The following is a 22,566-nucleotide window of genomic DNA, read 5'->3' as shown; positions in this document are numbered from 1 at the left end:
GTCTTCCTCCCCTTCTATAAATACGATTCTGTCGCCACTAAGATGAGCACTGCTTTTTCATTTGTTTGATTAACAATTTGATGGCGGTTTGAGGCGTGAAAATAAATGGTTTCATTTGCTTTGGCCGTGTAACTTTCTTCACCCAAACACACCTTGACTTCTCCTGTTAGCACATAAGCAAAGGTTTCTGAAAGCGAGGGCTCAAATTTTTTAAAGCCGCCTTGTGGATCTATTTCAAGTAAAACAGGCTCCATTTCTTTTTCATTCGATTCGGGGACAAGCCACTCAATATGATAGCCCTTTTCCTCATCTTCAAAAAAAATCCGTTCTTCCTGTTCATATATGACTTTTTGTTTGCCTTCTTCTTCGTCAAAAAATTCTTTTGGAGTAGAACCCAGCACTTCAAGAATTGAAAACAGAGTTTCGATCGACGGCGAACTTAAATCCCTTTCGAGTTGCGAAATGTAGCCTTTCGATAAATCTGTTCGCTCACCAAGTTCTTCTTGTGTCAGGTTTTTACTAAGTCGTAAATTCTTAATGCGATTGCCGATTTCCATCTTATCTTCCTTTCTCAAAGTTTAATAAAAGTAAACTTCGAAACACACTTGTTTAGTATTTATAAACACCATGTTTACTTAAAACAAGAATCATTATACAACATTTAAAATCACACATCAAGATACTTTTCAAAATTTCTTTAAACTGTAACTTAAGCCATAAAAAAGCTTAAAAGCGCATTCCAGATGCCACTTTTAAGCTTTTTTGAGTTAAACTAAATCTTCTTCGATTGTGTATGTTTCAAGTAGGTTCAAATCTTGTCGCATATCACGCGCAAGATCGCGTGAAATCTTTCCTTCTTCAAACAAGCTTTGGATTGTATCTCGTTCAATTTGAATCCCCGAAAGTTCCACTTCATGCACTTTTTGTTCGAATTTTTCTCGCGAACTTGGACGCACGCGCTCTGTTGTAAGTCGTTCCAATTGTTCTTTATGTTCGTTTAAAAGCGGAAGCAATAAATCCATGTTATCTTGATTCATTTGTGCTTTTAACTTCCGTATCACCATTTTTTCATTTTCTATCCGTACAAAGCGAATTTCTTTAAAAGCTTTTGCACGTTCAGGATGCTGCTCGCGCATTTTTGATTTCATCGCACGTAACCGTTTTGGATGTATCAAAATACGGAGCAATCGTCTTCCAAATACTACCAAATTCCTGATTCTTGCTTTGAATTTTTGTTTTAAAGCACTTTCCATCATGTTTAGGAAGCTCCCATAACGATAAGCCGTTTCCGCACTGATTTTCCCATCCGCTAGGAGTTCTTGCGTATGTTCATGCTCCCACGAAATAATCTCAAGACGCTTCGCTTTTTCCGCTTGCGTCATATCGCGTTTTTGCGAGTTTTCCCCCTGCTGTAATTCCTGAATCCGGCGGCGATAGTTACGAATCACCATTTCCGTTGCCGCCTTATTATCCGGCGTAATTTGATTTTGCAATTCTCGTTTGACGTTTCGCAAAATCCAAATTTGCGTAGCTCGCTCCGCTCGTTCATTCCCGAGATCAGCTTCGTTTCCTCTGGCAAGAATCGGCAAGATAAACGTTGCAATCAGTAGTGTGAATAAAATCACGCCCGATGCCATGAAAATAATTAATGCTCGCTGTGGAAACATATCGCCATTGTCGAGGAAAAAAGGAATAGAAAGGGCTGTCGCCAGTGTAACGGCTCCCCGAACACCTGACAAACTAGTCAAGACAGACGCCCGAATAGAAGGACGTTGTTTTTTCGATTTATCACTTTTAAATAGCCAGTCGAACATCCATAAACCGCTGACCCAGAAAAAGCGCAAGAGAATAAGGGCAAGCGTAATGAAGAATGTATAAATCAGCACTTGAGTATTGCTAATCCCCGAATCTTCCCAAACTACTCTCGCAATAGATGGAAGTTGTGTACCTAAAATCAAGAAAACCAAACCGTTTAAAACGAAAATAATAACGGACCATGTACTTTTCGAAACCACGCTCAGTTTCACAAGTTGTGGATCTAGTCGTTTCCGCTCAACGGCGTGCATGATGCCAGCTGCGACAACAGCAAGGATTCCAGACACGTGTAATTCCTCTGCTGCTAAATAAATCACAAATGGGGTTAAAATTTCAATTAACATGTGGAAGGTAACGTCTTCCATTCCAAGTCCCCTGACCCACTTCAAAAGTTGAAACTTGAGTAAAGTTAAGATCAGTCCGACAAGAGCTCCGCCAATCGCGATGACAAGAAAACTCCAAGACGCATTCAATAAACTAAAGGTCCCTGTGACCATTGCTGCAATCGCAAATTGGAATGAAACAAGACCCGATGCGTCATTAATCAAAGATTCACCTTCAAGTAAACTCATCACTCGTTTCGGCAAAGTAATTCGTCCAGAAAGCGAGCTCACCGCAACAGCATCTGTTGGGGCTAATGCTGCTGCAAGCGCAAAAGCTGCTGCAAGTGGAATCGTCGGAATCATCCAATTCACAAAATATCCGATCACGAGTACAGTGATGAAGACGAGTCCAAGAGCCAGAAGTAAAATCGGCACACGAAGTTTCCATAAAGCTTTCTTGTCTGTCCGTTTACCGTCATTAAAGAGCAAGGGCGCAATGAATAATAGCAAAAACAATTCTGGATTTAATTCAAGTTCAAATCCAAGTGGTAAAAGTGCAATTAAAATCCCCAGTCCAATTTGAATTAACGGGACAGATACAACCGGGACGAAGCGGTTGAGTAAATTGGATACTAATATAGCAAGTAATAACAGTAAAACAAATAAAAAGATCTCCAATTCCAGTTTCCTCCTTTTGTGCTGTATACATTATGCAGGAAAATCCAAAAATGCGCAAATCATTAACAAAGTTAACAACTCACGCACAGAATCACTCATTTTCCAATTTGTTTTTATACTTATTAATTTCGTCATTCAAGTTTTTCATTTTTTCATCTAAATGCGTCACAATGTCTGCCGCTTCGCGAAGTTCATTCGTTAAGTATTCAGGCGCTCCATCTTGATATTTATAGTAAATTTTGTGTTCGAGGCTCGCCCAAAAATCCATCGCGACGGTGCGAATCTGAATTTCCACCATGATTTTCTCAGAGCGATTCGTAAGAAAAATCGGCACTTCACAGAGCATATGAAGGCTACGATAGCCGCTTTCTTTCGGGTATGTAACATAGTCTTTCACACGCAAGATTTTAAGGTCATCTTGGTGCTTAATCATCTCTTCAATTTTAAAAATGTCCGATACAAAGGAGCAAGTAATCCGGATGCCAGCGATATCGTGAACGTGTTCGCGCGCATTTTCCGGTGTAATATCCACGCCTTTTTTCTCTAACTTTGCGCCGATACTTTCAAGTGATTTCACGCGCGACTTTAAATGTTCCATTGGATTATAATCATGTAAAAATTGAAATTCCTCATTGAGAATTTTCAGCTTGGTATTGACTTCTTCGAGCGCAAAACGGTGCATCAGCATAATATTTCGCCATTCTTTTAGCTCATCCACAGAAGGTTGTTCCAAAATAGTGATCCCCTCTCAAAAAACTTGTTTTAGCCACCCTACTATCCTACTACATTTTCCCTTGAGGGGGATCAATATAAACATTTTTTTACTAGTTTCTCATGATTTTTTTATTTAAAGCTCGTCTAATTTCGCTAACAGTTCAAAGATCGACTGTGCCATTTTGGCATTTTTTCCGCTATCTGCTTTCGGCAAAATCAAATAAAGCGGACGAATCAAATCTGTTTTTTGCACGGGTAAAGCTAGTTTTTCGGCAACTCGAGCCGATTGAAGTGTGCGTCCCATTCCTTGCTTCACAAGCTCCAAAATCAACGCATTACTGCTGGCGATCATTTTTTCTTCTGGTAAAATTTGCTGTTCTTTCAAGTAAATCTCGGTATACTGACGAATGCCTGAACCTTCTTCACGCAAAATCCAGCGGTTTAATTTCGGATCCCCTAAAATGACAAGCGGATCATTCATAAAAACGGTTCGGTTCATATCTGGATACACTTCTGGCGTTTCAACAAGGCCTAGATCCGCTTCAAGCATATGCACAGACTTGTACACATTTGTCGAATTATCCAGCAAAATTTCGAAGTTAATTTTCGGATAAAGCGTTCCAAGTTCAGCCATGATTTGCGGCAGCAAATAGCCTCCGATCGTTTGAGATGCAGCAATCGTGTACTTCCTTCTTGCCTTACCAGAAAAAGCTGCAAGTTCCTCTTTACCGCTTTCCCACCCATTTAAGATTTGTTTCGCCTTTTCATAGAATAAGGTAGCGGCTTCTGTTTTTTCAATCCGATTACGCGCATTTCGCTCAAATAATTTCACATCTAGTTCTTTTTCCAGTTTTTCAATATGCACGGAAATCGTGGGTTGTGAAATGTAAAGTGCATTTGCGGCTTTTGTAAAACTATTCGTTTCATAAACGGCAATAAAGGTTTCTAATAATTGGAACAAGCGCTATTCTCCTTTCTAAAAGAACAGTTTACTTACAAGCATTGTAAAGCCAAGTAATACGGCCGAACTGATTCCTGCTGCAAGAAAAACTTTACCGCCGCGTTCGGCGATCACTTTAAAGTTCACACTCATACCAAGTGCTGCCATTGCCATACCTAGGAATAGATAAGCAAGGCTCACAAGTCCATCGATCAAAGCTTGCGAGATCGGTAAGAAGCTTCCAATCGCACTCGAAAGTAAAAAGCCTGCCATAAACCATGGAATCGGCAATTTTCCTTTTGGTTCATCTTTTCCAGCAGAGCGGCGCGTGTACCAGATGCCAATAAAAAGAGCAGCAGGTGCAAGCAAGATCACACGCGATAATTTCGTGATAATTGCAGCATCTAAGCCTGCCATTCCTGCCGAACCACCAGCAGCCACTGCGTGGGCAATTTCATGAAGCGAAGCACCTGCCATCACACCAAATTGACCATCAGAAAAACCTAGCAACGGTTTCAAACCAATTTCAATGAGCGTAAAAACGGTTCCCATAATGCAAACAACGGCAACCGCAAGAACGGCATCATCTTTATCCGCCTTCACTTGCGGCGAAACGCCCATCACAGCGGCGGCTCCGCAAATCCCACATCCGCTTGCTGTCAAAATGGCTAAGCGCTCTTCGACATGGAAAACTCGGCAAAGCCAGTAAGTGAGCAAAATCGTTCCCGTAACGACTATAAGTGCTAAAAAAATCGTTTTTACGCCTGATTCGGCCAGTGTATATAAATTAAGTCGAAATCCTAGTAAAATAATTCCCAAACGTAAGAATTTGTTCGAAATAAAGCCAATTCCCTCTACGCTTGCATAAATAACCGGACTAGCCGTTTGAAATAGCATCCCGCAGAGCAGTGCGATAACCAGTGCACCTACTAAGCTAAAACCTGGAACCAGTGCTAAATATTTGCCAGCAAGTGAACAAACAAGTGTTGTTACTGCCGCAATCCAAAAACTTTTTTTCGTGAAAATCATTGTTTTCCCCTTTCAATCCTTTTGTCTCTGTTTTTCTTTCTTTAAGTATAAGGGAATTTCGTTATTAATAAAAATAGTAATTATTAATATTTATTATTATATATATTAATAACGATTGCAAACTTTACTCTTTTAGAATCAAAAATCGGATATGATTTTGCTTCTTCAGTAATTCTAAATTAGATTTTATACTTTTCTAAAGCTTTTTAGGTTATCCTAGAAAAGAAGGAAAGGTGATCAAATGATTTTTTTAACTAGACTAACAGACTTTACTTGGAAACAAATAAAATGTTGCCTCTTTCCTGCCATTATATTTTGTGCACTTGGAGTAACTAAATTTTTTCCACTGCCTTTCATTACCCGCTACGATTTACTTTTATTAATTTGTTTACTTACACAAGTTTTACTAATTCGTTACGGTTTTGAAACCCTCGATGAACTGAAAGTCATCATGTTATTCCATCTTATCGGGCTTGGTCTCGAAATCTATAAAGTACAGGTGGGATCTTGGAGTTATCCAGGTTCAGGCTTTGCTGTTTTATTTGGCGTTCCTTTGTATAGCGGTTTTATGTATGCAAGTGTAGCGAGCTATATTTGTCGAGCGTTTAAAGAATTTCAATTGCGCCTTGAAAATTGGCCAAGAAGTGTTCTCGTAGTAGCAATTTGCTTATTCATTTATGCCAACTTTTTCACGCATCATTTCTTGCCAGATGTGCGGTATTTACTGATTGGACTTGTTTTGCTTCTTTTCGCAAAAACGAACGTGTATTTCACCGTTTCAAAAAAAGAACTAAAAATGCCTCTTTCGGTCTCTTTTCTGCTTATTGCTTTTTTTATTTATCTAGCAGAAAATATCGCCAGCTTTTTCGGGGCTTGGAGTTACCCCGATCAACTTGCTGCGTGGCGCCCTGTACATATCGGAAAAATCACGAGTTGGTTTTTATTAATTATTATTAGCATTATTATCGTGGCCCAACTTAAAAAAATCAAAGCTAGCGAGTTATTTTCTTCAACCAAATCCAAAAAACAGAAAATCCATGATCTTTCTGTTTAAGCCAAAAAGTCACTCAGAATCGAGTGACTTTTTGATTTCTTTTTGAACACGCCGCAAAGCTTTTTTTGAGCCCCGTGCGAAGTCATGTTGTTCTTTTCTTTCCTGGAAGCTTGTAAACAACTGATTTAAGTCATAATCTACCGGATAAAGTTCTGCCCGAGACGCAAGCAAACTCAATCGACGAGGCAAAATTTTTCGTTTCTCGCCATCTACATAAACAATCACTTCACCTTGGTCGCTGCTAAAAACAAGGCCGGTTTCATCCGTTTCAAGCAAACGAACTCGGTCGCCTTTTTCAAACAACGGCTGACTCGTTTCTTTGGCTTCATGCGACGCATTTTTCGACTGAAAGCTTAGTTTTTCAAGCGCATAATCTGATTCCTCCATGTAATACTGAGCTTTTTGCAAAACTTTACGATCAATATTCATTTTTTCGGCAATATAAAGCGCATTACTTTCCCCTGATTCACCGATAATCAGCCGATATTTCGGTGCAAGTGTCTCTGCATCAAATGCCATTCTCGCGTTGATAAAGTCTGGATGTGCGCCGCCATAACGCTTAATCGCTTCATAGTGTGTCGAAGCAACCGTTATTCCCCCGCGCCGGTAACATTCCTCTAAAATCGCGATGGCAAGCGCAGCGCCTTCATTTGGCTCTGTTCCGCTACCAATTTCATCAAATAAAACAAGCGTTTTTTCATTTACTTGCGCTAGGATTTGTCCGGCATTTTGCATATGCGACGAAAAAGTACTCAGCGCATTTTCTAAGCTTTGATTGTCGCCAATATCCGCAAAAACGCGCTCAAAAATCGCAAGCTCAGAGTGCTCAGCTGCCGGAACGTGAAGCCCTGCCATCATCATTAGCGTAAGTAGCCCAACCGTTTTTAGCACAACCGTTTTTCCGCCCGCATTCGGCCCCGTAATGATCAAGCCGCGATAATCTTCGCCTATCGAAAAATCAAGCGGAACAGCAGCTTTCATGGCAAGAAACGGATGTTTCACTTGTTTCAATTTGATTTGGCCTCTTTCATTCACAAATGGCCTTGTTGCTTCCATTTGCCTTGAAAGCTTACCTTTTGCAAAGATAAAATCAAATTCCGTGAGCACTTCTAGGTTATGCTTAATCCCATCCATTTCAGCAAGCACAGCGCCAGAAAGTGCCGCCAAAATTTGATAAATTTCTGCTTGCTCCTCTGCTTTCAAATTGACTCGAATCGCGCTTAGTTTCGCAATTGTTTCCGGTTCAATAAAAACCGTTGTCCCTTTATTTGAAACTTCGATCACCGTTCCGCGAACAAATTTTTGAAAACTTGCCTTGATCGGAATCGTATCGCGATCGTTCTTACGCGTCACAAAAAATTCTTGAATATAAGCTTTGTTTTCCGGATTCTTCATGAATTTATCCAAACGTTCAGCCGTTTTCGCTTGATTTTCTTCCAGCAGCTTCCTCGTTTTCCGCAAGTTCGAACTTGCAGCATTATCCACTTCTCCATTACGAATTGCTTGACTGATCGCATCTTCAATTTCGATAAAACTTTGAATGCTTTGCGCAAATTCAGCAAGCATCGGAGCAATACCTCTATTTTTTTCGAGAAATTGCTTAATTCGCCTTGTACTCCGCAGAAAATCGGCAATTTCCATCAATTCCACAGGTGTCATCTCAAAGCTTTTTTCTAGTTTTGTGAGTGTTTGTTTCATTTTACTAACACCAAACAAAGGCAAGTTTTGTCCGCTATCCAAAATTTTCCGCGCTTCACTTGTTTCTTCTAGTTTAGCTTCAATCGTTCGTTTATTTTTATAAGGTGTTAATCCCCGCGCTTTCTCTTTTGCCGCATCACTGACACAGTTTTCAGCTAGTTCACGAGTAAGTTGTGGGTATTCTAATTTATCAAAAGTAAGAGTATTCATTTCGCGTTCTCCTTTCAAGAAGGAAGACACCGCAAAGCGTCTTTAAGCACAAAAAAACCACAGATTCCCCCCTGCAGTTTCTAAAAGGTCGATTTTTAGAAAGTGTTGGCATCTTCATTAGGCAAGCAGAAATAAGCCTCGAAATGAGGAAAATTTTTATTTCTACCTATTTAGTTCCTAAATTAAGATCCTACTACACTCACCAAAAGCACCTCGATTAAATTTTTGGACGCTTACTTTCTATGCCTTTTAGTTTACGGGGCATTGCCGCCGTTGTCAACCCCTTCGTTTCTTGCAAGAAAAAAGGGTTTTTGTTTTCGAATCTTGTTTTTTATAAAAGGGGGTTGCTTTCTTGCCGCATTTGCTTTACTATTGAAAAGGAACTTTTACAATTGAAACACAAATCCTCATCCGCGTTTGGTGAGGTAGAGGTTGCAGCGATCACAAGTAAGTTTTTCGAGGCGCGCGAAACGCCAGTGACGAAAACCGAACAGGAAAGTTGCCGAAGTGAAATGGGTTTTTGCGATTCATTTTGCTGGGACAGTTAGCGAAAGCGACTGGACTGCTACTAAAACAGTCATTTTAGTAGGTGCGCTATCTGACAAGGATGAATTGACGTTAATTAAAATTCGATCCACTCTCTTCTGATAGCGAAGCGAGTGGTTTTTTTATTGACTAAGATCCTTTAAAGTGCATGAATAATCGACACAAAAAAGGAGAGTTTGATTGATGAGTAAAAATGAAAATGGCGACGTAAAACGCTCGCTCAAAACACGACATTTATCGATGATCGCAATCGGCGGTTCAATCGGAACGGGGCTTTTCCTCGCAAGCGGAAATGCGATCGCAACAGCGGGACCAGGTGGGGCGCTTGTCGCCTATGTTGCTATTGGATTAATGGTTTTCTTCTTGATGACAAGTCTTGGAGAAATGGCCACTTATATGCCTGTATCCGGTTCTTTTAGTACCTACGCGACTCGCTTTGTTGACCCCGCTTTTGGTTTTGCACTCGGCTGGAACTACTGGTTCAACTGGGCCATTACGCTTGCTGTTGATATCTCAACGGCGGCCATTATCGTTCAGTTCTGGTTTCCTCACACTCCAGCCTGGTTGTGGAGCACGATTTTCCTAGTTTTGATTTTCGGATTGAATGCTCTTTCCGTTCGCGCATACGGTGAAAGTGAATACTGGTTCTCCATCATCAAAGTGGCAACCGTTATCGTTTTCCTTATCATCGGTGTTCTTACCATTTTTGGTATTCTCGGTGGACAGTTTATCGGCTTTAAAAACTTCACGTTTGGCGAGGCTCCCTTTAAAGGTGGATTCTTCGCGATTTTAGGAACCTTCCTCATTGCTGGATTTTCCTTCCAAGGAACCGAACTTGTCGGCATTGCGGCCGGTGAAAGTGCCACGCCTGAAAAAAGTGTTCCCAAAGCAATCAAGCAAGTTTTCTGGCGAATTTTGTTATTTTACATCTTTGCTATTTTCGTTATCGGACTAATTATTCCCTATACAAGTCCAAACTTACTAGGTGGTGAGGCGACAGATGTTGCAATCAGCCCATTCACCCTTGTATTTGAAAAAGCTGGCCTTGCCTTCGCCGCTTCTGTTATGAACGCCGTTATTTTGACATCCGTATTGTCGGCTGGGAATTCAGGCTTATATGCATCAACGCGGATGCTTTGGTCCATGGCTAAAGACCGCAAAGCGCCGAAGTTCTTGGCTAAAGTCAACAAACGCGGCATCCCGATGGCAGCACTTGTTGTGACAACCATTGTCGGTGCGCTTACTTTCGTCACAACGCTCAGTGAAAATGGCACGATTATCTATACATGGTTGTTGAGCGCTTCCGGGCTAACAGGCTTCATTGCTTGGGTCGGAATTGCGATCAGCCATTACCGCTTCCGGAAAGCCTTTTTAAAACAAGGTCATGATTTAAGCGAATTAAAATACCGCGCGAAATTCTTCCCATTTGGACCGATTCTTGCGCTAATCTTATGTATCCTTGTCATTATCGGACAAGATTATCAGTCTTTCTTGGATCCTGATTTCACAAATCCCGCTTGGTGGCAAAAAATTGGTATTTCTTACATCGGCTTACCGATTTTCTTGATTTTCTGGTTATCTTATAAACTTGCAAGAAAAACAAAAATGGTTCCACTCGACAAAGCGAAGTTCGATCATCATGAAAACTAGTAAAAAAGCAAGCAGGTTGCAACAGCCTGCTTGCTTTTTTTATTCTAAATAATAACCTTCAGAAGTCATCAAGTGAATCAATCGCGTGATAAAGTCCGCACGGTTTTTACTTTTGTTCAAATAAGCAACATTTATTTCTTCCGCAAGCAGTTCGATCATTCTCGGAAAAATTTTGTTAAAATGCTCCGAATCATCTTGATCGACCGACAGCGCAATCACCAATTTCACCCAAGCGCCATCCCACTCAATTTGTTCATGTAAATGGATGATAAATAAGCCCGTTTGATATGAAACATATTTAACCGCATGCGGAACAGCCACACCGCTCGGAAAAGAAGTTGCAGACAATCGTTCTCTCTCCGCAAGCTTTTCTCCAAAATTTGCAGGAACAAACTGCTGTGCAAGAAATCCCGAAGTAATGATCTTAAATATTTCTTCTTTGTCAACAGCTCCCATTAATTCCAAATAAAAGTCTTCTCGAATCAGTCGTGGCAAAAAAGTTTCTAAAAAAGTCCTGTATTTTTCCTGCTTGATTTCCTCAACCTTTTTGCGAATTAAATTCAAATCCTTGGTAGTTATAAACTCCTTCACCGTAACAGATTTTGCTTGAGAAAGGAAGTCTCGCTTTTTTTCACTAGCCATTTGTGTGAAAATAATCAGTTCAGGCTGAATAGACAATTCTACGTCAAGTATATCTTGAACAACTGCTACGATCTTCAGTTCCTCTTCTAGTTCCTTTTTTATCTGATTTTTAACTCGCTCTTCATTCGAATTATAACGCGGCGTTACAATCACTGTTTTTATTTTGGTCTCGGCTTTCTTCTGACTAGCAACAAAGGATCCGATATGAAGCGCTAGAAAAGCCATTTCATCATCCGAAATCGTCATTTCCAGATCACTAGCAAGAATAGAAGATAAATAAATAGCCATATCAAATAAAACCGGATACTTCACTTTAATCTCAAGTAAACTTAAATTACGAGAAAATTTATGTTGCTTAGATCGTACATACAAATTTTGAACATGTAGAAGTAAGCGTTTTTTAAAAGTATCATCATTAAAATCTAGCAGATACACCTCTTTGATCTCGGTAAGTGCTCGTTCTAGAGATGTGATGACTTGTGGTTCCACGAATTCTAGCAAATCCATATCCGTATAATGAAATTCGCCTTCACACAATAACCGCAATTCCTGACTATCTTCTTGCAGTAATTCAATTCCAAATTGTTCAAATAGACGCTGACTAATTTCTTGAATGGCATCTTCTGTGATATTCGTGATTTGGGAACGTAGTGTTGCTCCTTTTGCTCGATCAATAGCAATTGCCAAATGCAAGATAAAGTTTTGTAAGAAATAAGAATTCGGTTTGAGTTGGAATTTTTCAAAAGCCTTAACCGCAATACTTGTGACTTGCTCTAAAGAAATCTCATCAAGAAATTTTTGGATATCAACTTCAAAACCATTTTCGCCCTGACTAGTAGAGCGAACGAGTTGAACCATCAAACGCCGTTTGTTTCGATCCTTTCCTTCTAAGATAAAGCGCCCTTGATGCTGTCGAATGATTAAATCGTATTTCCCTGCTAAGTTACGCAATGCAGCTATATCCGCACGAATACTCGCATCCGATACATAGAGCGTATCTGCCATATCGAGCACATCAATTCCCCGATCTGCATTTTTAAATAGTCTTCGCAAAATATAGAAACGCCTGCCATCAATAGATTGTTCCGCTAAATCTGTCGTTCGCGCATCTTTATTTTGCACCAAAAGTCGATAGCCCTCCCTACTCGTCTCAATTAATGGGATAGAACCCGCATTGACGGTTTTAACATAGTTTCGGATTGTTCGATCAGTAACGCCTAACACCTCCGCTAACTCTCTAGCAGAAACAAATCGTGCATCCGAAAACTTCTTTAAATAAGCTACTAGTCGTTCTTTGTTAGGCATATATTTCACACCCTTATACGAACGAGCGAAAAAACTAGCCGGCCTTCAAATGCTAGTTTTCGCTCTATCTTTTCTTTAAATTTGTTCCCCATTTGTCGTGATGACCTCTTGATACCAATCAAAACTATCTTTTTTGATTCGCTCGCCACTTCCTTGCCCTTCATCGTCAAGATCCACATAAATAAAGCCATAACGTTTTGACATTTGTTGCGAAGAGCAACTGACAATGTCAATTGGCCCCCAAGCACAGTAAGCAATGACATTTGCACCATCATAGATTGCCCTGCCAACTTGCTCAATGTGCTTACTCAAATAGTCCACGCGATAATCATCGTGAATCTCGCCATTTTCCACTTCATCATAAGTACCAAAGCCATTTTCAGCAATGATAATCGGCTTTTGATAGCGATCTGCATATTGTGAAAGCGTATTGTAAAGCCCTTGTGGATCAATTTTCCATCCCCACGGACTTTCTGAAAGCATTGGATTCGGAGTCACAGATTCTGGTTTGTCTACATTCTTACTACTATCCACCATTTGCGAGAAATAGTAAGAAATCGCCAGATAGTCCATCGTATTTTCTTTTAACAGCCGCTTTTCTTCCGCAGTCACTTCAATCGCTAGCTTATTTTCTGCAAAATAGTTCAGCGCGTACTGGGGATAAGCACCATTAAACTGAACATCCGTAAAGAAATATTGCATCCGGTTATGTCGCATCGCTAGAACCACATCATCCGGTCTACAAGAAAACGGGTAAGCTGTGCCATCTGCGACCATCGTTCCAATCTCTAAATCATAGGGCAGCCCTTTCGCGTATTCTTTTATTTTAGCACTTGCTACCATTTGGTTATGAACGGCTTGATATTCTGCTTCTTCTATATTTTCGAATTGATCGGAGCAAATAGCAAGCGAGAGAAATGGTTCAACTTGAATCATATTAATTTGGTTAATGACAATCCAATATTTTACTTTGCTACCAAAATGATCCAATAAAATTTTGCCATAGCGCGCAAACATATCAATCACTTGTTTATTTTGCCAGCCACCATATTGCAAAGTAATCCCAATTGGCGTTTCATAATGGAGCATCGTAATGATCGGCTCCATACCAAGCGAAATCATTTTATCAATCATACGACCATAATGGACAAGTGCTAATTCGTTTGGTTCCTTTTCGTCCCCATTCGGAAAAATTCTTGACCAATCAATTGAAGTCCTAAACGTTTTAAAGCCCATCTGAGCGAGCATCTCCAAGTCTGATTCATAAGTATGATAAAAATCAATCCCATGTCGTTTTGGATAATAATGCGTTGTGTCATTTAGATGCTCACGAACTTGTTTAAGCGTCATCCCTTCCTTTTCTAGCTCCTGAATTTCTTGATTTGACAGTCCTTTTAAGTACGGCTGAACATCTGAAGTGTTCGCCTTTTTGCCGTCAGCCGTAAAAGCACCTTCCGCTTGATTAGCCGCGATCGCACCGCCCCACAAAAAGTTTTCCGGGAAATATGGATAATTATTTCTTCTCACAACAATCATTCTCCTTCCATTTCAAGATCTTGCTCAACTGCTTGTTTATCGTAAACTTTGAAAAACGGATAATAAATCAGCCACGAAATCACAAATAAAACAACAATAAGTAGAATTCCAGTAATAGACTTTGTCGTCACCCATGCAAGTATCGGCGCTGGCAGATACCATAATTGAAAGGGCTCATACGGAATAGGGACAATCCCAAATTTCATCACAAACCAAGTTATGATCGGACCAACTAAACCATTAATCCACATTGGAACCATTAAAATTGGATTAAACGCAATGGGTGCCCCGAACACGACCGGTTCATTGATGTTAAAAATCGAGGGAATAAGTGATGCTTTCCCAATAATACGCAAGCGATTGGATTTAGCCATGAAGGCAAGCATGATACACAATGACAAAGTCGCTCCACCGCCACCGATCAAAAAGAGTTGTCCGGCTTCAGAAGTAAAGATATTAGTAACCGCTTGTCCTGCTGCGTGATTAGCTTGATTTTGCGCAATAGCCGGTAAAGCAATTGCAACTTGAACTGGGTAAATAACCCAGCTAGAGATCCCGAATGAATATAAAAATGAAAAGCCCAAGAAATAAATAATAACAAAACCCCAAAAACTAGAACCCAGTTGAATGAGTGGTGAAAAGATACTATTTACAACATCATATAAGCTAATTTTCAATTCAAATGTAAATAGCCAACCCACCAGAAGGACCACAATAATTGGTAAAAGCGTATTAAACCAAACGGCAACAAAATCTGGGATAGGTGAATCATCACTAATGAACTTAAGTTTAGCAAAAAGAGTCATAATTAAGCCTACAAACAAACCAGCGATAAGAGCAGCAATCATACCACCAGTTCCAAAAGCGTTTAAATCAAAGATAATTTTTCCTCCATCATTTGAAAATGTTGGGAAAATCATAATTAAGAAAAAAGCGACACCCGCTAGTCCTGCTTGTTTTTCAACGCCTTTAATTCCTTTATGCTTCATGACCGACTGAGGAATCAGAAACGAAATAAATAAGGAGAATAACCCGAATGAAAACGTACTAATCGGAGACAAATCTGGAAAAGCGGGCCAATAATTTTTGATAATCGCCAAAATCGTAGCAAACGACCCGATAAAAACCATTGGCATAGCTGTTAAAATGGCATCCTGAATCGAAGCGACCCAGGCGTTTTTAGCAATTTTATTTACTTTTGGAGAAAATTTATCTGTCATCCACGTCATAAATTTATCCATGATGCTTGTCACCTCTCACTTGATTTTTTATACAACTTTATAAATTCTCGAATCAAATTAAATTCCGTTTTTACAGTCATAAGTGTGTCTTGCGCATGCCCAAATAAAGGGGAATAGGGAATTTCAATTCCTTCCGCTTCTTTTTGTAACGTACTCGTTTGCTCGCGGTGCGCCTGGTGAATTTCTTCATTCGCTCGTTCCATCAAGCTATCTGCTTCCGCAAAATTCCCATTTGCAGCTTGTTCAATCGCTTTAAAAACAAAATCTCTTGCATTCCCGGCATGTAAAATAACTTCCATAGAAAGCAAATTCAGTTCTTCTTTTTTTACTTTTTCCATACTAATTCCCTTCCTTTAAAACTTCTTCAGCAAATTCAACTAGTCCCTTTCCATCAAGCGAACCATAAACTTTTTGAGGAATAATGCCATACTTCACACCTTTTTCCGTACAGACATCCTTTACTTCGTCAATCATGTATTTCAAATGCGGTGCCACTAAAAGTAAATCCGTAGTATCCAAATTATCATTTAGCTCCGATTCACTTTTAGCCTTTATTTCAAAATCAAAGCCACCTTTTTTTGCAGCTTTTCTAGCAGCTGCCGCGACAAACCCTGAAGAAGCTCCTGCCCCACAAACAAGTAAGATTTTTTTCGTCATCGTCCATTCCTCCTTTGTTAAATCAAGCATACCAACTATAGAAACCGCATTCATTTAAATTTTTTTCCTACTAGCAGGAAACGCAAGGGACAGACTTATAAAAATTGATTGGGGCTTGCCGCCTTAAGATCCCCTAACAATGCCGGGTGCTGTGAAATAAACTTTTGCTTTTCGTCTATTGAGATTGTATATTAAAGATAAAGTTAGCCATCTAAAGGAGTGCTACATGATGCAAATTTCAAAAATGCCAAATTTAGGAAAAGTAAATGAAGAAAAACTAAACCTTGCCGGCATCATGACTGCAGAAGAGCTTGTGTCGGTCGGAACAGAAACCGCTTATTTGAAAACGAAACACCTTGTAGATGAAGGAGCTTGCCTGCATTTTCTTTATGCACTTGAGGGAGCTATTTGTAACATTCCGAAAAAAGAAATCCCTATCGAGCGAAAAGAGAAACTTAAAAACTTTTATCAAGAAAATCAATAAAAAACCATCCTTTGTTTTAAAAATATAAAACAAAGGATGGTTTTGATTTAAATTAAATTAAGTTTTATATGTGATAATAGTGAACTTCATGTTCTTTTTTCCAATCTGCAACAAGTTCCTGATAGCGCATCTCATCTTCATCGGAATAGCCTTGAAATACAACCCGATCAATATTTTCTTCATTAAAGAAAAGCATTTCTTCAGGATAAATCCCTTCTGGGTAGGCACAAGCAGCATAATCAAAAAATCTTTCGTCTTCATCTTTCTTAATCGTTTGATTGCGCCCAATAATCATTACCTTTTTGCTACCTTCCTTTAAATAAACAATCGTTCCAAGTTCTAACATAATTTCCTCCTGTTCGTCTAACAAACGTTGATAATTTTTTACTGCCATTCTTTATTGAAATCTTTAGCCCTTGTATCAATCCGCTTTAATAACAATGTCGTAAATTTTGGGCAGCCTCATTGTGGCAATTCCAGCATATAAACAAACGAGTAAGAAAAGAATAGCCATAAAATAAAAAATTAAATAATGATATAGAATAAACATAGTGCAACTAAATATCACCAAACATAAAAGAACTAAAAAGATTAAAATGTTCTTAATATAGTAATTTACCATGTCTAGTGATGATGATCTAATTTGAATATTTATGCTCTCTTTTCCAATTAATTGTTTGAGCCCTTGTTGATTTTTTCTAATTGCAAAAAAATAGCTTAAAAAAACGACTATTGCGCTGCTAATCAAAAGAACCACTGAAAATAAATCAGACAAATTGGTATTAAACACATTAAGATATTTTCGAGAAGAGAAGCCACCAATAGAAACAATAATCAGAGCTAGCCCTATTGCTAAGTCGGAATCTACAGAACGTTTCTCAAGAATCGCTCTATTTTTATCGTTTTCCACTAGTAAATAAGCATTTTTCTTTTTTGACCAAGTAAATACAGAAGCTAACCAGCCCTTATTGGATGCTACATCTATAATATAACGCTTATTATTATATTGTATGGTCTTAAACTGAGCTTTTTTTGTCGCTCTTATTTCTTGATTCATTTTTTATCACTTACTCCATAATATTCTAACTACACAACAAGATCAGTCTCCTGCAGCAAATTTTTCTATAGTAAATGTTTAGTTTCTTGTTGTGGCTATTTCAGAAAATATTATCGTATATTTTCGAGGAATAAGGCTCACCCCGATTCCCGTAAACATTGTCAGCCAAAAAATTAAAATAAAAAAGAAATAAAAGAATAGCGAATGATAGAAAATAAATGTAACTATTGCAACGCCTAACAAAAACAGCATAAAAATAATTCCTAATATACATTTGCTAATATATGGAATCAACTCCCCTTTATCAGGTTTTAATTGAACCGTTAATTCCTTATTTCCCGCCATTCTAATTATTCTTTTTGAGTTTCTTTTGACATTTTGCCCATATAAATAAAAAATAATTCCAGCAGTGATTACTAAAATAAAAATAGCTAGAACATTGGGCATTCCAGTACCTAATCTATCAATGATATTAAATCTACTCAAATAGAGACCTAAAACTCCTGCAAAAACTGGTATTCCTACTTTCCACAAAAGATTCATTCCTACACTTGTATCTTTCTGCCTTATATTTTCTAAACCCTGATTCTCTGCAGAAATTGAATAGGCTCGCTTGCTCTTTATCCAAGTAAAAGTTGAACAAAGCCAGCCTTTATTGGATGCCATATCTACTATGTACTCTTGATTCTTGTACTGTATAATTTTAAATTGTGTTTTTTTTGTGTTAGTAATTTTTTGATTCATTTTATCATTCTTTCTGTACTAAGACGTTTCTCACTGATTTATTCACAAAATAAAATTACCTGAGAATCTTCCACCTAACGACTTTGGTTAATCCTCAATTGAACATTCAATACTTCATTTCTTTGTTTTCAATGACTTCAATCTCATATAATTTAGGTAATCTCATTGTGGCAATCCCTAAATATAAAAAAAACCAATAGCCAAGAATAAAGGCAAAATAGAAAAGTAAGGAATGATAAATAATAAACATACTAAAGCCAAAAATTATAAAAAAAAGAAAAAAGAAGCAGAGTAATAGATTTTTGATATGATAAGATAAAGCAACTTTTGATGACGACCTAATTTTTATAGTTATCTTATTTTTCCCAGCTAAACGATATAATATTTTTTTATTACTCCTAACCACCAAAGCATAGCCTAAAAAAATCAAAAGCCCACTAAATAATAATAAAATTGCTGCAAATAAACTAGATAAATTGGTATCAAAGGCATTGATATATCTTCGCAAGAATAAACCACCAATAACCACGACACTCATTATAATCCCATTGGCTACATTAGAATTTATCTCTTTTCTTTCAAGGAAATTCCTATTGTCATCATTTTCACTTAATAAATAAGCTTCCTTTTTTCTGTACCAAGTAAATATGGAAAATAGCCAGCTTTTATTAGACGCTACATCAATAACATATCGCTTATTATTATATTGCATGGTTTTAAATTGTGTTTTTTTGGTTGCCCGTATTTCTTGATTCATTTTACCATCCTTTCCACACTGGTCCGGTTATGACCAATTTGCTAGCAGATTCCACTACACCTTTTCCAAAATCATCTAGTTTAGTCCCTACATAGTCAACTCCGTCTTCTATTCCTAAAAAATTATTTTGATATGCCCAATCTGATATAGAGGAAAACACTAATCCTAAACCAGCTGCCCCGGCAATTACCCAGCCCCCTGGATTTGAAGTTGCAGCTAATGTTGTACCGCCTACTCCTAATCCAACTCCGGCAGTAAAAGTTCCATGTGCAATTCCTTGACCAATTGTTTTTCCATTATTAAAGTCTTCCCAAGTCCCAATCCCAATTCCAACAGCTGTTGTTGCATAGCCACCATATTTGGCTACCTTACCTAAGTTATTCCCAAAACTAATGGCTGTCGGATCTAGTGTTTTGGCTCCTGCAAATCTTCCAGATTGTTCGATTGTGAATAATAATAATTCATTGCCTGAATCAGTTAAAACTTTTTCTTTATTGTCTTTCAGATATTTTAAAATAGGTTCTGGAATTCGATTGCTGGGATTTTGGCCTAAATAAGCATCCAGTCGACTAAGATCCCGTTCGCTTAAATTAGGCACTTTTTTTGCAATAGCGTCAATCTCCGCTCTTGATACGGTATTGAGCTTGTTCAGTTTATCAAGCCAATTTGTTGAAGCTCCTGCTGCAGGTGTAAACGAATGTGTAGCACTGTTATAACTCCCACTATTCAAATAAGAAATCCCAGCTGAAACTTGTTCTAATAATTGATTAGCCAAATCATATATTTGACTACAACTGGAATTAAAGTCATGAAGCTTTTGAATTTGTTCAATAACTTTTTGCGTTTTCATCAATTGATTTTGAGAAGCTGCGATGTAATTTTGATTATTAGATTGGGCTTCATTCAAATAATTAGAAAGTGAATTCATTTGAACAACTAAATTTTGCATATTATCAGCGTCGATTCTTGCTGAAGGGGAAGTATCTACCTGTGCAGCAAATTGCTGTTTAAATACTTGATTGGCTTCTATGATCGCGTCATTAGCCGCAATAAACCCCTTCACAATGGGCATATGTAAATTAATAAAATGAGCTTTCATATTCTGATAAGCTTTTCCTTTTAAAGAATCAGCCTGTTGTAATTTAGAGAAGGCTGCCTTTAATTCCCGATTAGCTTGGTTTTTTTGTTTCAAAATAGAGTTAATACTTTTGATTTGTGAATTGACCTCGTACATATCAATTTTGAGACCCACTTTGTTAGTCCTCCCTTGTTGCTTTTCTATAATCATTTTCTAATTTCTGAACGCATCCTTGTAGCCGCCTTTTTTCTCGCTCCATCTCATCATGGCGATCATAAAATCGTTCATTTATTTCTCTCTCTTCTTGAAACAGTTCGTCCTTTATTTGAAAAATAAAGTGTTGGGCTTCATCACCTTGCCAGTAATATTCTAGTTCATCTAGTAATCGTTTTCCTTGATTTATGCCCATCTGATAATCCTGCTGGGCTTCTTTTAACCCTTCAAGCTTATTACTATGTTTTTCATAATCTTCATCTGCCACTTTCAACTGATATCGAATTCTTTTTTGTTTTTCAAATGTGCTATCTTTAGAATTCAACTTTATCACCTCTATTTAATTAGCTTTGTCCCCGAAGCAATTTCATGATCTTGTTCAGAAAAAGAGTTGGCCGTTTGAACTATTTTTTCAATGCTTTCTTGTAGCAAACTAGTATATTGATCCGCATAAAGTAAACTATTACTAAACGCTTCTTTCATCTTTTCACTAGGCGCAACTGTTGAAAATGATCCAGCAGGCATGACCTTTTTTGTTTCTTGAAGAGCCTCGGATTTTGCTTTCAGCTCATCCGCTAGTTGCTGAGCCTCCCGTTGATCCGATTTAATTTCTGTCATTTTGCTCCACTCCTTTGATGTATTCTCTAATATTCATCTAAAAAGTATACCATAATTTAATTTTCCTACAACTTTTTATTTCCAAACACTGAACTCAAGATTCTGCGAAAATAATCTAAAAAGCTCGCATCTTAGACCAATGCCCGAATAGACTTCCCGTTTCCATTTATTTCTCATTCACAAGCACACGAGCATACGAAGAGATATTCTGTGAAACTTCTTGAGTCACATCTTTCAATTGCACAGTTTCGCCAATAGACAGTTGCATGAAAGTTTCTAAATTCTCCTTGGATACGCGTTCCATATCATAACTGATCGTTAATTTATTTTGCTCAGTATCTTCCAATACCAAAACAAATACCGGCTTGTCCAAAACCGTCAATTCTTTGTCCAATATGGATCTCGCAACCGTTTCAAAGTAGAGCCCTTCTTGAGTTAAATAGCGATTAATGGCTTTTTCCGTATGAAAACGTGATAAATAAATTTTTACATGCCGATAATCCTTATAATAGATCGGCGTGCCCTCTTCAATACTGTACATATCAATGATTTCATAGGTTTTGTTGCCTTTCCTTCTAGAAAAAAATATTGACAGTGAGATAATCAGAATCATTAGACCTGTTGCGACTAATGGCAGAACCGTAAAAACTACGAAGCCGATAATAAACCTCTCCTCTCCAAATAATCTAGTAACCCTCTAAAATGCGTAAGAGATCATTATTTTTGTTTTATTTCCTACCTAATTTTGCTAGAAAGTTTTCATAGAGACACTTAGCCAATTTATGAAACTTTCTATTTCAAAGTTTTTAGCCCCCATCTCATGACTCTAAATCTGTAGGATCTCCATATTCCTTCATGACCTTTTCTTTCACTTCTTGCACCGCTTCTCGTGCTTCTTCTCTCTTATAGCCAGCCTTTACAGCCATCTCAATTTCCAATAAAGTCAGTTTTTGACTATTTTCTATGTATGTTGGTTGATCGAAAGCTTGATCCAATTGTGTGCGAACTTCTTTGCCATTGGTCCCATCCAAAGTTAAAATAATCGCCCGCTGCTTTTGAACCGTATCTAACACATATTGGTAAGCTTCTTTATAATCTTTTAATAAATCAGGATCCACACCTAAGTTATTTAATTCCTGCATGCCTTCCGTTGATACTTTGTGGATCGTCACGTAGCGCTTGTCTAAAAATTCATTCGATAATTCTTGAACAAAGCCGTAAGTATCACTATTCATGTCCGCTTGGATATTATAACCAATGTTTCCAGCCATATTGTCTAAGTAAACAAATTCTGCCGAAGCTTTCTCAATCACTTGTTTAAAATCTGCAAGAGCAAAAGAAATTTCCTTTTCTTTTTTCGGCTTTTTGTGTGCCACAGCTGGTTTCTCCTTGCTTTCCACTTTTTTATTTGCGGACTCTCCCCCGCACCCTGCCAAACTTAAAACTAAACTCGGAACTAAAATAGCCACCATGATTCCTTTTTTCAATGAAGTCCTCTCCCTTTTCCTGCTTTTCGGAGCTAGTAGATGCCAAATGCTAATCTTCGTGTATTCACCTCTGACTATTCTAAAAACTCA

At 38.2% G+C, this 22,566-nt stretch carries 23 protein-coding genes and 1 riboswitch; of the genes, 3 read left to right on the top strand and 20 right to left on the bottom strand.

The window, feature by feature from the left end; genetic code table 11:
* Window positions 1–14: 14 nt before the first annotated feature.
* The 5 genes from UR08_RS00845 to UR08_RS00825 all read right to left on the bottom strand — a co-directional run bounded on the left by UR08_RS00845 (window position 15) and on the right by UR08_RS00825 (window position 5,499).
* The gene (locus tag UR08_RS00845) at window positions 15–557 is read right to left on the bottom strand and encodes a helix-turn-helix domain-containing protein (RefSeq protein ID WP_115751786.1); all 543 of its coding nucleotides are present in this window, start codon (window positions 555–557) and stop codon (window positions 15–17) included.
* Between the two features lie 210 nt (window positions 558–767).
* Window positions 768–2,816, bottom strand: coding sequence for a Na+/H+ antiporter (locus tag UR08_RS00840; RefSeq protein ID WP_115751785.1), 2,049 nt, complete (start codon window positions 2,814–2,816; stop codon window positions 768–770).
* 91 nt (window positions 2,817–2,907) lie between these two features.
* Complete coding sequence (locus UR08_RS00835; RefSeq protein WP_115751784.1) at window positions 2,908–3,549, bottom strand: GTP pyrophosphokinase; 642 nt, start codon at window positions 3,547–3,549, stop codon at window positions 2,908–2,910.
* Window positions 3,550–3,663: 114 nt separating this feature from the next.
* Window positions 3,664–4,491, bottom strand: a complete 828-nt coding sequence (locus tag UR08_RS00830) for a LysR family transcriptional regulator (RefSeq protein WP_115751783.1) — start codon at window positions 4,489–4,491, stop codon at window positions 3,664–3,666.
* A gap of 15 nt (window positions 4,492–4,506) precedes the next feature.
* Complete coding sequence (locus tag UR08_RS00825; RefSeq protein ID WP_115751782.1) at window positions 4,507–5,499, bottom strand: YeiH family protein; 993 nt, start codon at window positions 5,497–5,499, stop codon at window positions 4,507–4,509.
* A gap of 241 nt (window positions 5,500–5,740) precedes the next feature.
* Between UR08_RS00825 and UR08_RS00820 the strand changes: the two genes are divergently transcribed.
* Window positions 5,741–6,553 carry a DUF817 domain-containing protein gene (locus tag UR08_RS00820; RefSeq protein ID WP_115751781.1) on the top strand — a complete coding sequence of 271 codons (813 nt, stop codon included), beginning with the start codon at window positions 5,741–5,743 and terminating at the stop codon, window positions 6,551–6,553.
* A 9-nt stretch (window positions 6,554–6,562) separates the two neighbouring features.
* On the opposite strand, the gene UR08_RS00815 is transcribed toward UR08_RS00820, so the two are convergent.
* Entirely contained in the window at window positions 6,563–8,461 is a 1,899-nt protein-coding gene (locus UR08_RS00815) for an endonuclease MutS2 (RefSeq protein ID WP_115751780.1), read from the bottom strand.
* 418 nt (window positions 8,462–8,879) lie between these two features.
* Window positions 8,880–9,066, top strand: a riboswitch (Lysine riboswitch).
* Window positions 9,067–9,190: 124 nt separating this feature from the next.
* On the opposite strand from UR08_RS00815, the gene UR08_RS00805 reads away from it, so the two are divergent.
* Window positions 9,191–10,657 carry an amino acid permease gene (locus UR08_RS00805; RefSeq protein ID WP_115751778.1) on the top strand — a complete coding sequence of 489 codons (1,467 nt, stop codon included), beginning with the start codon at window positions 9,191–9,193 and terminating at the stop codon, window positions 10,655–10,657.
* A gap of 39 nt (window positions 10,658–10,696) precedes the next feature.
* Here UR08_RS00805 and UR08_RS00800 read toward each other — a convergent pair whose 3' ends face one another.
* The 5 genes from UR08_RS00800 to UR08_RS00780 all read right to left on the bottom strand — a co-directional run bounded on the left by UR08_RS00800 (window position 10,697) and on the right by UR08_RS00780 (window position 16,038).
* On the bottom strand, window positions 10,697–12,604 hold the full coding sequence (locus tag UR08_RS00800) for a BglG family transcription antiterminator (protein WP_115751777.1): 1,908 nt from the start codon (window positions 12,602–12,604) through the stop codon (window positions 10,697–10,699).
* A gap of 75 nt (window positions 12,605–12,679) precedes the next feature.
* A complete protein-coding gene (locus UR08_RS00795) occupies window positions 12,680–14,131 on the bottom strand; it encodes a glycoside hydrolase family 1 protein (protein ID WP_420812287.1) in 1,452 nt (483 codons plus the stop codon).
* Between the two features lie 5 nt (window positions 14,132–14,136).
* Window positions 14,137–15,381, bottom strand: a complete 1,245-nt coding sequence (locus tag UR08_RS00790; RefSeq protein WP_115751775.1) for a PTS sugar transporter subunit IIC — start codon at window positions 15,379–15,381, stop codon at window positions 14,137–14,139.
* An 8-nt stretch (window positions 15,382–15,389) separates the two neighbouring features.
* On the bottom strand, window positions 15,390–15,719 hold the full coding sequence (locus UR08_RS00785; RefSeq protein ID WP_115751774.1) for a PTS sugar transporter subunit IIA: 330 nt from the start codon (window positions 15,717–15,719) through the stop codon (window positions 15,390–15,392).
* 1 nt (window position 15,720) lies between these two features.
* Complete coding sequence (locus UR08_RS00780; RefSeq protein ID WP_115751773.1) at window positions 15,721–16,038, bottom strand: PTS sugar transporter subunit IIB; 318 nt, start codon at window positions 16,036–16,038, stop codon at window positions 15,721–15,723.
* Window positions 16,039–16,264: 226 nt separating this feature from the next.
* Between UR08_RS00780 and UR08_RS00775 the strand changes: the two genes are divergently transcribed.
* The gene (locus UR08_RS00775; RefSeq protein ID WP_240616004.1) at window positions 16,265–16,522 is read left to right on the top strand and encodes a TfoX/Sxy family DNA transformation protein; all 258 of its coding nucleotides are present in this window, start codon (window positions 16,265–16,267) and stop codon (window positions 16,520–16,522) included.
* 64 nt (window positions 16,523–16,586) lie between these two features.
* On the opposite strand, the gene UR08_RS00770 is transcribed toward UR08_RS00775, so the two are convergent.
* The 9 genes from UR08_RS00770 to UR08_RS00730 form a co-directional block, all read right to left on the bottom strand.
* Window positions 16,587–16,868, bottom strand: a complete 282-nt coding sequence (locus UR08_RS00770) for a DUF4176 domain-containing protein (RefSeq protein WP_115751771.1) — start codon at window positions 16,866–16,868, stop codon at window positions 16,587–16,589.
* Between the two features lie 75 nt (window positions 16,869–16,943).
* Window positions 16,944–17,579, bottom strand: coding sequence for a DUF443 family protein (locus tag UR08_RS00765; protein WP_115751770.1), 636 nt, complete (start codon window positions 17,577–17,579; stop codon window positions 16,944–16,946).
* Between the two features lie 78 nt (window positions 17,580–17,657).
* The gene (locus tag UR08_RS00760) at window positions 17,658–18,323 is read right to left on the bottom strand and encodes a DUF443 family protein (RefSeq protein ID WP_115751769.1); all 666 of its coding nucleotides are present in this window, start codon (window positions 18,321–18,323) and stop codon (window positions 17,658–17,660) included.
* Between the two features lie 106 nt (window positions 18,324–18,429).
* On the bottom strand, window positions 18,430–19,080 hold the full coding sequence (locus UR08_RS00755; RefSeq protein ID WP_115751768.1) for a DUF443 family protein: 651 nt from the start codon (window positions 19,078–19,080) through the stop codon (window positions 18,430–18,432).
* A gap of 1 nt (window position 19,081) precedes the next feature.
* Window positions 19,082–20,332, bottom strand: a complete 1,251-nt coding sequence (locus UR08_RS00750) for a T7SS effector LXG polymorphic toxin (RefSeq protein ID WP_165849926.1) — start codon at window positions 20,330–20,332, stop codon at window positions 19,082–19,084.
* A gap of 4 nt (window positions 20,333–20,336) precedes the next feature.
* Complete coding sequence (locus tag UR08_RS00745) at window positions 20,337–20,696, bottom strand: DUF3958 family protein (RefSeq protein ID WP_115751766.1); 360 nt, start codon at window positions 20,694–20,696, stop codon at window positions 20,337–20,339.
* Between the two features lie 11 nt (window positions 20,697–20,707).
* Entirely contained in the window at window positions 20,708–20,989 is a 282-nt protein-coding gene (locus tag UR08_RS00740; RefSeq protein ID WP_115751765.1) for a TIGR04197 family type VII secretion effector, read from the bottom strand.
* A gap of 166 nt (window positions 20,990–21,155) precedes the next feature.
* Window positions 21,156–21,530 carry a hypothetical protein gene (locus UR08_RS00735; RefSeq protein WP_115751764.1) on the bottom strand — a complete coding sequence of 125 codons (375 nt, stop codon included), beginning with the start codon at window positions 21,528–21,530 and terminating at the stop codon, window positions 21,156–21,158.
* Window positions 21,531–21,807: 277 nt separating this feature from the next.
* Window positions 21,808–22,476, bottom strand: a complete 669-nt coding sequence (locus UR08_RS00730; protein WP_115751763.1) for a hypothetical protein — start codon at window positions 22,474–22,476, stop codon at window positions 21,808–21,810.
* Window positions 22,477–22,566: the final 90 nt, after the last annotated feature.

The sequence above is a fragment of the Listeria kieliensis genome, assembly GCF_003369925.1.
GTDB lineage: Bacteria > Bacillota > Bacilli > Lactobacillales > Listeriaceae > Listeria > Listeria kieliensis_A.
This window is presented reverse-complemented; position numbering and strand designations above follow the sequence as displayed.

Coding starts and splice junctions, on each gene's coding strand:
- UR08_RS00765 (WP_115751770.1), bottom strand. CDS start 17,579: ATGAATCAAGAAATAAGAGCGACAAAAAAAGCTCAGTTTAAGACCATA.
- UR08_RS00800 (WP_115751777.1), bottom strand. CDS start 12,604: ATGCCTAACAAAGAACGACTAGTAGCTTATTTAAAGAAGTTTTCGGAT.
- UR08_RS00790 (WP_115751775.1), bottom strand. CDS start 15,381: ATGGATAAATTTATGACGTGGATGACAGATAAATTTTCTCCAAAAGTA.
- UR08_RS00820 (WP_115751781.1), top strand. CDS start 5,741: ATGATTTTTTTAACTAGACTAACAGACTTTACTTGGAAACAAATAAAA.
- UR08_RS00760 (WP_115751769.1), bottom strand. CDS start 18,323: ATGAATCAAAAAATTACTAACACAAAAAAAACACAATTTAAAATTATA.
- UR08_RS00780 (WP_115751773.1), bottom strand. CDS start 16,038: ATGACGAAAAAAATCTTACTTGTTTGTGGGGCAGGAGCTTCTTCAGGG.
- UR08_RS00740 (WP_115751765.1), bottom strand. CDS start 20,989: ATGACAGAAATTAAATCGGATCAACGGGAGGCTCAGCAACTAGCGGAT.
- UR08_RS00845 (WP_115751786.1), bottom strand. CDS start 557: ATGGAAATCGGCAATCGCATTAAGAATTTACGACTTAGTAAAAACCTG.
- UR08_RS00785 (WP_115751774.1), bottom strand. CDS start 15,719: ATGGAAAAAGTAAAAAAAGAAGAACTGAATTTGCTTTCTATGGAAGTT.
- UR08_RS00755 (WP_115751768.1), bottom strand. CDS start 19,080: ATGAATCAAGAAATACGGGCAACCAAAAAAACACAATTTAAAACCATG.
- UR08_RS00805 (WP_115751778.1), top strand. CDS start 9,191: ATGAGTAAAAATGAAAATGGCGACGTAAAACGCTCGCTCAAAACACGA.
- UR08_RS00775 (WP_240616004.1), top strand. CDS start 16,265: ATGATGCAAATTTCAAAAATGCCAAATTTAGGAAAAGTAAATGAAGAA.
- UR08_RS00770 (WP_115751771.1), bottom strand. CDS start 16,868: ATGTTAGAACTTGGAACGATTGTTTATTTAAAGGAAGGTAGCAAAAAG.
- UR08_RS00735 (WP_115751764.1), bottom strand. CDS start 21,530: ATGTACAGTATTGAAGAGGGCACGCCGATCTATTATAAGGATTATCGG.
- UR08_RS00825 (WP_115751782.1), bottom strand. CDS start 5,499: ATGATTTTCACGAAAAAAAGTTTTTGGATTGCGGCAGTAACAACACTT.
- UR08_RS00815 (WP_115751780.1), bottom strand. CDS start 8,461: ATGAATACTCTTACTTTTGATAAATTAGAATACCCACAACTTACTCGT.